The sequence below is a fragment of the Streptomyces sp. NPDC056479 genome, assembly GCF_042795335.1.
In the GTDB taxonomy this organism is placed as follows: Bacteria; Actinomycetota; Actinomycetes; order Streptomycetales; family Streptomycetaceae; genus Streptomyces.
Window position 1 is genome coordinate 1 of the sequence record NZ_JBHTRZ010000002.1, and the last position, 6,659, is coordinate 6,659.

The following is a 6,659-nucleotide window of genomic DNA, read 5'->3' on the forward strand; positions in this document are numbered from 1 at the left end:
GCCTGGTGCAGACCACGGTCATTGACAGCGCGGAGTCGGAGATACCCGCCCTGCTGCCGATGCAGGCCGACCAGGCGCGCGCGTTCCGGCAGGCCGCCTGGCTCCCCGGTACACGCCTTGAGCCTGGCCTTTTCGGGTAGATGGGACACCGACCCGTCCGGCCGGCCCAAGGAGAGACTGACAACGGACTCATCGTTGAGAGCTGTGGGATGGGCACGCTCGCTGCCGGTGAGCGCCCGCGTGAAGCTCGCCTCGGACTCGATGCGTACACATCGCGCGACGCTCGGCTGGCCGCAGACGGCACCGGATCCGGCACACGCCTGCCTCCCTTGCCTCTTGCACGCCCTTGCCCGGCTGATGCGGCCCCTGCCCGCGTTCGTCGGGCACACCCGTAGGGACCGGCCGTCACCACGACCGGTCCCTACAAAGGAATCGCGGGAAGTCAGATCACCATCGATACCACCGACCTCGGCCACCGCCGACACTGGTGGAGCGCATAACGAATCCGAGCAGCCACACCACCAGCACGGCAAGGGCCACCCACCATAGGATCTTGACGGCGAAGCCGGCGCCGAAAAGGATTACCGCGAGAAGCAGAACAAGAAGCAGGGGAACCATAGTTATCAACCTCCTGCCCCTCCGTATGCCCGGCCAATGCGCCACCATTCCCGGAAAATACTTTGTTTATGGCGGGAAAGCCGGGGCACTCTTGGGATCACCGCGACAGCGGCACCAAAGGCTACGAGGAGGCGTGTTCCATGACTGCCGGCGAGAAGGCCAAGGCGAAGACCGAGCAGGCGAAGGGCAAGGTCAAGGCGGCCCTGGGGAGCACCATAGGTAACGACCGCATGGCCACCGAGGGACAGTCGGAAAAGAGCACGGGTGACGCCCGTGAGGCGAAGGAGAAGACCAAGGACGCCTTCAAGCACTGACGTTCACTCCTTCCCAGACAGAGGGCCTCCCCGGAAGAATCCGGGGAGGCCCCTTCTCAATTCAGTATCCGATGACAAGATCGTCATCGCGCCGGGCTGCCAGAGCGCCCCATGAATAAGGCGACGGCGGGTAAGCGAAACTACGCGTTAGCAACAACCTTGATGAAACGATAGGGAACGACTCTCCGGAAGAGTTCTATGGTCACCCCGCTAAAGAATCAGGCATCGGACGAACAGGACCTCGCGGCGCCCCTGCGGTACAGCAGTTCCTGGGACACGCCGGACGCATCGATCGCCGAGGCCCGAGCGGCCGTGCGCGCGCTGCTGGCACAGGCCGACCACCATCTTGACGAGGGGTCCGGCCAGGACGCCCAACTCGTCGTCAGTGAGCTGGTCACCAATGCGCTGCGCCACGCGCCCGGCCCGGGTCGCCTGGCGCTGGAAGTGACATCCGACGCTGCCGTACTGCGCATCACCGTAAGCGACACTTCCCCGCGCCCGCCCGAACTGCGGACACCCGACGCCCGCCGCGTCGGCGGGCACGGCCTGCGCCTGGTTACCCGGCTGTGCGACCGGCTGCACACCATCGCCCTGGACACCGGCAAGCAAGTCGTCGCACACCTTTACCTGCGCAGGCCCGCCTCCTAGCGGTCGTCTGTAGGAGCAGGAGTGCATCAGCATGCCCCACAACAGATGAGGTCGCCGGCCCGGCAGCGTTGCCGCCTTTGCCGCCTGCCCAGGACCTCCTCTCAGTTGACGAGCATTCCTTCCCGCAACCGGGCGAGGGTGCGCGACAGCAGCCGGGAGACGTGCATCTGGGAGACGCCCAGACGTTCGCCGATCTGGGCCTGGGTGAGTTCCTCCACAAACCGCAGGTGGATGATCTGCCGGTCCCGCTCGTCCAGTTCGGCGATCAGCGGAGCCAGGGCGTGGAAGTCTTCCACCAGCTCCAGCTCTTGGTCCTCTGTGCCGATGAAGTCCTGCAGGACGCTCTCGCCGTCGTCGCTGGAGCCGATGGTGGCGTCCAGGGAGGAGGAGTTGTAGCCGTTGGCGGCCAGGCGGGCCTCGGTGACCTCGTCTTCGGGGAGGCTCATCAGTTCCGACAGTTCCTTGACCGTCGGCGTGCGGCCCAGGCGGCTGCGGAGTTCCTCGGTGGCGCGGGCCAGTTGGACGCGGGCTTCCTGGAGCCGGCGAGGGACGTGCACGGCCCAGGTGGTGTCACGGAAGAACCGCTTGATCTCCCCCACGATGTAGGGGATGGCGAAGGAGGTGAACTCGACCTCGCGGGTCAGCTCGAACCGGTCGATAGCCTTGATCAGACCGATCATGCCGACCTGAACGATGTCCTCCATCTCCTCCGGCCCACGGCTGCGGAACCGGCCGGCCGCGAAACGCACCAGGGACATGTTCATCTCGATCAGCGTGTTCCGCGCGGAGCTGTACTCGCGCGTGCCCTCTTCCAACACCGCCAGCTGATCGAAGAACAGCCTGGACAGCTCGCGTGCATCCTTCGGCGCCACCCGGGAAGGATCGGCAACCTCCGGCAACTCACACGCCTGCGTGTCCGTCGCCGCCACCCTCATGAGCGCCATGAATACCCCTCCCACCATCGAAACCAACCAACATTGCCGGCCGTATGCCACCGGCACCGACGCGCGTCTACCCCCTCAGCCTGCATCCATGCCGACTCGTACGGACGGTGGTGGGAACACACTTGCCGAGCGGTGCGGCGCCAACAGGGCATGGTCCGGAGGCAACACAGTGCACCAGCACCGCCCGGCCCCCACACCCGAGAGTGGAACCCGTCGGGCGTGGGGGCCGGGCGGTGCGACCAAGCAGCTCCAGGGCGGCATTCGGGCAAAGCGGCTCCTTCAAACCGACGCCGCAGGTCAGTACCTATGCGTGTCGGTGCTGGTGCCGGGGGCGTTGACCGGGTGACACCACAGCGTTCATGTGTTGTGTCGGCGGCCCGTCCAGCTCTCCCGGCTGGGCTGCATCCCCGGCCGGCTGAGCCGGCCGGGGATGGGCGGCTCCGGACGTCATGGCACCGATAACTTCCGGAGCCGCCGCCCCACGGGACGGAGTCGGCCGCGGCAGTGAGTCGATCTTCGCCGAGTGCGCCCCATCAGTGACACGGCGCAGGAACGCCCACCCGGGGAAGCATGCCGGGGAGTGAACCAGGCCGGCCCGCCGCTCGTCGCGGCCAAGGACCCCGATCCGTCGTGAAATCTCGTGATCGGGGCCTTCACCATGCGAGCGCGGCCTGATGCGGCCCTGGGCGCTGGGCGGGGCACCGGGACCGACGGCGGCACGAGTCCCGTGGTGTCTTGACGGACCGTGCTATGGCCCCGTCATGCGGCGGGGTTGAGTTCGGCGCGACCGAACAGTAGGGCGTAGCCGGTGGGGAGTTGGTCGAGGATACGGGTGATCAGGTCGGGGCCGGCGTGGGCGGTGACGGCTGCGAAGACGGAGCCGGTGTCCCAGCGGGTGGTGGCCAGGGAGGCGCCGGTGCGGGCGGCGAGGTCCTTGACGAAGGCCCAGCCGGTCAGCGGCTGGGTCGCGGGGATCTGCGCGGTCAGCACGCGTGCGGCTTCCCAGGGCAGGCAGCGCGCGAGGTCGACGCGTTCGTCGCCGGTCAGCTGCCGTCCCAGTCCTGCCAGGACCAGGCGGACGGCTTCGTCGGCTCTCTCGCGGGTGGGGTAGGCGCCTTCGTAGCGGACCTTGTCCAGCATCTGCTCATACGCGGTCCCGTACGGCTGCTGGTGCTCAAGCGGTACACGCACGTCGGTGATCACTGCGGTGCATGCCTTTCGTCAAGCCGGGGTGGGGTGGTGCCGGTGGATGGCACCGATGGTCAGGTGGGCTGGGGGCGGCCGGAGAGGAGGTCGTAGCCGGCAGGGAGCTGGAGCAGGATCTGCCCAAGCAGGTCATCGTCGGCCGCGTCGACGACTGCGGACAGGACGGCGCTGACATCCCAGGTCGCGGTCTGATCGGTGGCGCCCTCGATCCACGCTGCGGTCGCCCGCACGAACCGCTGCAAGGGCAGCGGTTCGGCGCTTGCAGCGGGTTGAGCAGGATCAGGGCGAAGTCCTCCGGCAGGCGTGCCGCGGAGTTGGGCGCGGACCTCGCCGAGCAGTGCGAGCACCACACGAGCCGCCGCTCGGCTTCCCGCGCAGTGCCGTACTCGCCGCGCTCCTTCACATGGCCGAGGAACGCTTCGCGTCGCAGAGTCATCTCGGCCGCCACCCCTTTTCTTGTCCTTCGGGGCGCACGGGGTGCGGAAGACGGGGTGAGGGGGGAGATCAGGCGCCCGTCCTCCGCACCAGTCCGGCCGCTGTCAGCCGGAGATCTCCTTGTGCCCGGATCCGACGCCGATGGAGATCTTGCGGGGCTTGGCGCGCTCGGCGATCGGGATGCGCAGGGTGAGCACGCCCGCGTCGTAGTCGGCCTGGATGTGCTCGGTGTCGAGGGTGTCGGCGAGCACGATCTGGCGGGAGAAGACGCCCAGCGGTCGCTCGGACAGCTCCATCTGCACGTCGTCGGCCTTCGCCACCGGCCGCCGCTCGGCCTTGACCGTCAGCATGTTCCGCTCGACGTCGATGTCGATCGCGTCCGCGGTGACACCGGGGAGATCGAAGGCCACCACGTACTCGTCGCCCTCGCGGTAGGCGTCCATCGGCATCGCCGACGGCCTCGACCAGGTACCCGGGCTCATCAGCTGCTGCGTCAGCCGGTCCAGCTCACGGAAGGGGTCAGTGCGCATCAACATCGTGAAAACACCTCCAGCAGGTTCAGGCAGTTACTGCCAATGCGCTCACTGACACCGTTGTAACATGTCATCCAATGGATGACAAGCACGATGTCGTCAACAGGATGACGACCTGAGGGAGGTGCCCGTGACCCCGACCGACCAGCCGTCCCCGTCCAGCACCGACGCCCACAGCCCGGCCTCGTTCCTCGCCGCCGCGGCGGCCCTTAACGCCATAGACGACGCCCTACGCAACGCCCAGCAGGAGCCCAAGGACATCCCCGATACCTCCGGTCCCGGGCCGGAGCAGGCGCTGGCCTCCCTGATGCTGCTGCGGCAGGTGCGCGAGCAACTCGCCGGTTGGGAGACCGGCCTGATCGAAACCGCCCGCGATGCGGGTGCCAGCTGGGCCGACCTCGCCCACCCCCTCGGAGTCGCCAGCCGCCAGGCCGCCGAACGACGCTACCTACGAGGCCGCCCCGGCCCCGCCGGCAGCACCGGCGAACAGCGCGTCACGGCCACCCGCCAGGCCCGGGCCGCCGACCGCACCACCGCCACCTGGGCGCGCCGCAACGCCGCCGACCTGCGCCGCCTCGCCGGCCAGATCACCGCACTTGCCGACCTACCCCCCGCCGCCCGCCGCCCGCTCAACCAGCTCCACGCGGCCCTCGCCCACGACGACCCCGCCGAGCTCATCCGCCCTCTCAACGCCACCCGCCCCCACTTGACCACCACCCACCCAGATCTCGCCGCGCAGCTCGACACCCTCACACCGACCCCATAGCCCCGCCCATGAACGGGTGGCCCGAAAGCGCTGGCCGGACGGTTGCTTTGCCTGGTGCCGTCCAGGGTGAGAGACGGTCTGATCTTCGCCTTTTGGCCTGGTGTGGGGCGTCGTTTCGGGGGTAGGCGAGCGCCATCAACCGTGTTGCTTCAGGATGAAGGTGGCCGTGTGGGCCCAGTGGTGCATGAAGACGGATATGAGCTGCTGGTCAGCCACCCGATCCTGTCCGCTGTGGCCTTCGACGGCAGCGAGCCGATCGCGGAGGCCCGGCATGCTGCCCGTCGCTTCATGACCGAGGTGCAAGCCGTTCACGGGATCCCGGTGTCGCAGCGTGCCATGAGCATGGTCGAGCTGGTGGTCAGTGAGCTGGTGACCAACGCATACAAGTACGCGCCCGGACCGTGCCTGCTGGACCTGGAGATGGTCGACGGTACCGTGGAGATCAGCATCTGGGACACCGATCCGACGCTGCCGGCCGCCTGCCCGACCGATCCCGGCCGGGTCGGACAGCACGGCCTGGAGATAGCGATGGCGGTATGCCGTAGTTTCGAGGTACGGCGTGAACCAGTGGGCAAGCGCGTCAAGGCCGCCATCGTGCTGGCCGACGATCCCGGCGGGAGTCCCGTGGGCCGCCTGATGTGACCGGGCTGATCAGGCCGCTTGTGTCGCTCGGGACGGGGCGGCACGCTTCTTGCCAGCGGACGCGAGGGCCGTGTCGTCAGACTGAGCGTTGCGACTGCGGATCGCGACCCTGTACGCGCAGTTGCTCGTTGATGCGGCGGGCTTCTTCGAGTTGGTCTTCGAGGATGACGATGCGGCAGGCGGCCTCGATGGGGGTGCCCTGGTCGACGAGTTCGCGGGCGCGGGCGGCGATGCGCAGCTGGTAGCGGGAGTAGCGGCGGTGTCCGCCTTCGGAGCGCAGCGGGGTGATCAGGCGGTGTTCTCCCAGTGCCCGCAGGAAGGCAGCGGTGGTGCCGAGCACCTCGGCGGCCCGCCCCATCGTGTAGGCGGGGTAGTCGTCATCGTCGAGATTGTCGACGGGACGGGAACTGGCAGGGGGCATAGACCTCTTCTTTCAGGGGACGCGTCGGGGGGGACGGGGGGGGGGGGGGGGAGGAGCGCACCAACGTCTCCCCCCCCCCCCCCCCCCCCCCCCCCCCCCCCCCTTTTTCTCCCCTCCTCCCTCTCCTGCGTG

9 protein-coding genes and 1 pseudogene are annotated in these 6,659 nt (G+C 68.3%); 4 read left to right on the forward strand and 6 right to left on the reverse strand.

The genetic code is table 11. The annotated features are described in order from the left end of the window. Positions 1 to 447 precede the first annotated feature (447 nt). Positions 448 to 618, reverse strand: a complete 171-nt coding sequence (locus ACFQ6S_RS06260; RefSeq protein WP_328876900.1) for a hydrophobic protein — start codon at positions 616 to 618, stop codon at positions 448 to 450. Between the two features lie 140 nt (positions 619 to 758). Between ACFQ6S_RS06260 and ACFQ6S_RS06265 the strand changes: the two genes are divergently transcribed. Together ACFQ6S_RS06265 and ACFQ6S_RS06270 are read left to right on the forward strand one after the other, a co-directional pair. Next, positions 759 to 932, forward strand: a complete 174-nt coding sequence (locus tag ACFQ6S_RS06265; RefSeq protein ID WP_383404362.1) for a CsbD family protein — start codon at positions 759 to 761, stop codon at positions 930 to 932. A gap of 198 nt (positions 933 to 1,130) precedes the next feature. Beyond that, a complete protein-coding gene (locus ACFQ6S_RS06270) occupies positions 1,131 to 1,580 on the forward strand; it encodes an ATP-binding protein (RefSeq protein WP_383404364.1) in 450 nt (149 codons plus the stop codon). 101 nt (positions 1,581 to 1,681) lie between these two features. On the opposite strand, the gene ACFQ6S_RS06275 is transcribed toward ACFQ6S_RS06270, so the two are convergent. The 4 genes and pseudogenes from ACFQ6S_RS06275 to ACFQ6S_RS06290 all read right to left on the reverse strand — a co-directional run bounded on the left by ACFQ6S_RS06275 (position 1,682) and on the right by ACFQ6S_RS06290 (position 4,701). Next, entirely contained in the window at positions 1,682 to 2,524 is an 843-nt protein-coding gene (locus tag ACFQ6S_RS06275) for an RNA polymerase sigma factor SigF (RefSeq protein WP_383404366.1), read from the reverse strand. 759 nt (positions 2,525 to 3,283) lie between these two features. Then, a complete protein-coding gene (locus tag ACFQ6S_RS06280) occupies positions 3,284 to 3,727 on the reverse strand; it encodes a DUF2267 domain-containing protein (protein WP_383404367.1) in 444 nt (147 codons plus the stop codon). A 59-nt stretch (positions 3,728 to 3,786) separates the two neighbouring features. Then, positions 3,787 to 4,166, reverse strand: a pseudogene (locus tag ACFQ6S_RS06285) (DUF2267 domain-containing protein). Between the two features lie 103 nt (positions 4,167 to 4,269). After that, complete coding sequence (locus ACFQ6S_RS06290; RefSeq protein WP_383404369.1) at positions 4,270 to 4,701, reverse strand: Hsp20/alpha crystallin family protein; 432 nt, start codon at positions 4,699 to 4,701, stop codon at positions 4,270 to 4,272. Positions 4,702 to 4,828: 127 nt separating this feature from the next. Here ACFQ6S_RS06290 and ACFQ6S_RS06295 point away from each other — a divergent pair, with 127 nt between their 5' ends. Both ACFQ6S_RS06295 and ACFQ6S_RS06300 read left to right on the forward strand, forming a co-directional pair. Then, the gene (locus ACFQ6S_RS06295) at positions 4,829 to 5,464 is read left to right on the forward strand and encodes a type III effector protein (protein ID WP_383404371.1); all 636 of its coding nucleotides are present in this window, start codon (positions 4,829 to 4,831) and stop codon (positions 5,462 to 5,464) included. Positions 5,465 to 5,641: 177 nt separating this feature from the next. Next, on the forward strand, positions 5,642 to 6,106 hold the full coding sequence (locus ACFQ6S_RS06300; protein ID WP_383406444.1) for an ATP-binding protein: 465 nt from the start codon (positions 5,642 to 5,644) through the stop codon (positions 6,104 to 6,106). A gap of 76 nt (positions 6,107 to 6,182) precedes the next feature. Here ACFQ6S_RS06300 and ACFQ6S_RS06305 read toward each other — a convergent pair whose 3' ends face one another. Next, a complete protein-coding gene (locus ACFQ6S_RS06305; protein WP_383404373.1) occupies positions 6,183 to 6,527 on the reverse strand; it encodes a MerR family transcriptional regulator in 345 nt (114 codons plus the stop codon). Positions 6,528 to 6,659: the final 132 nt, after the last annotated feature.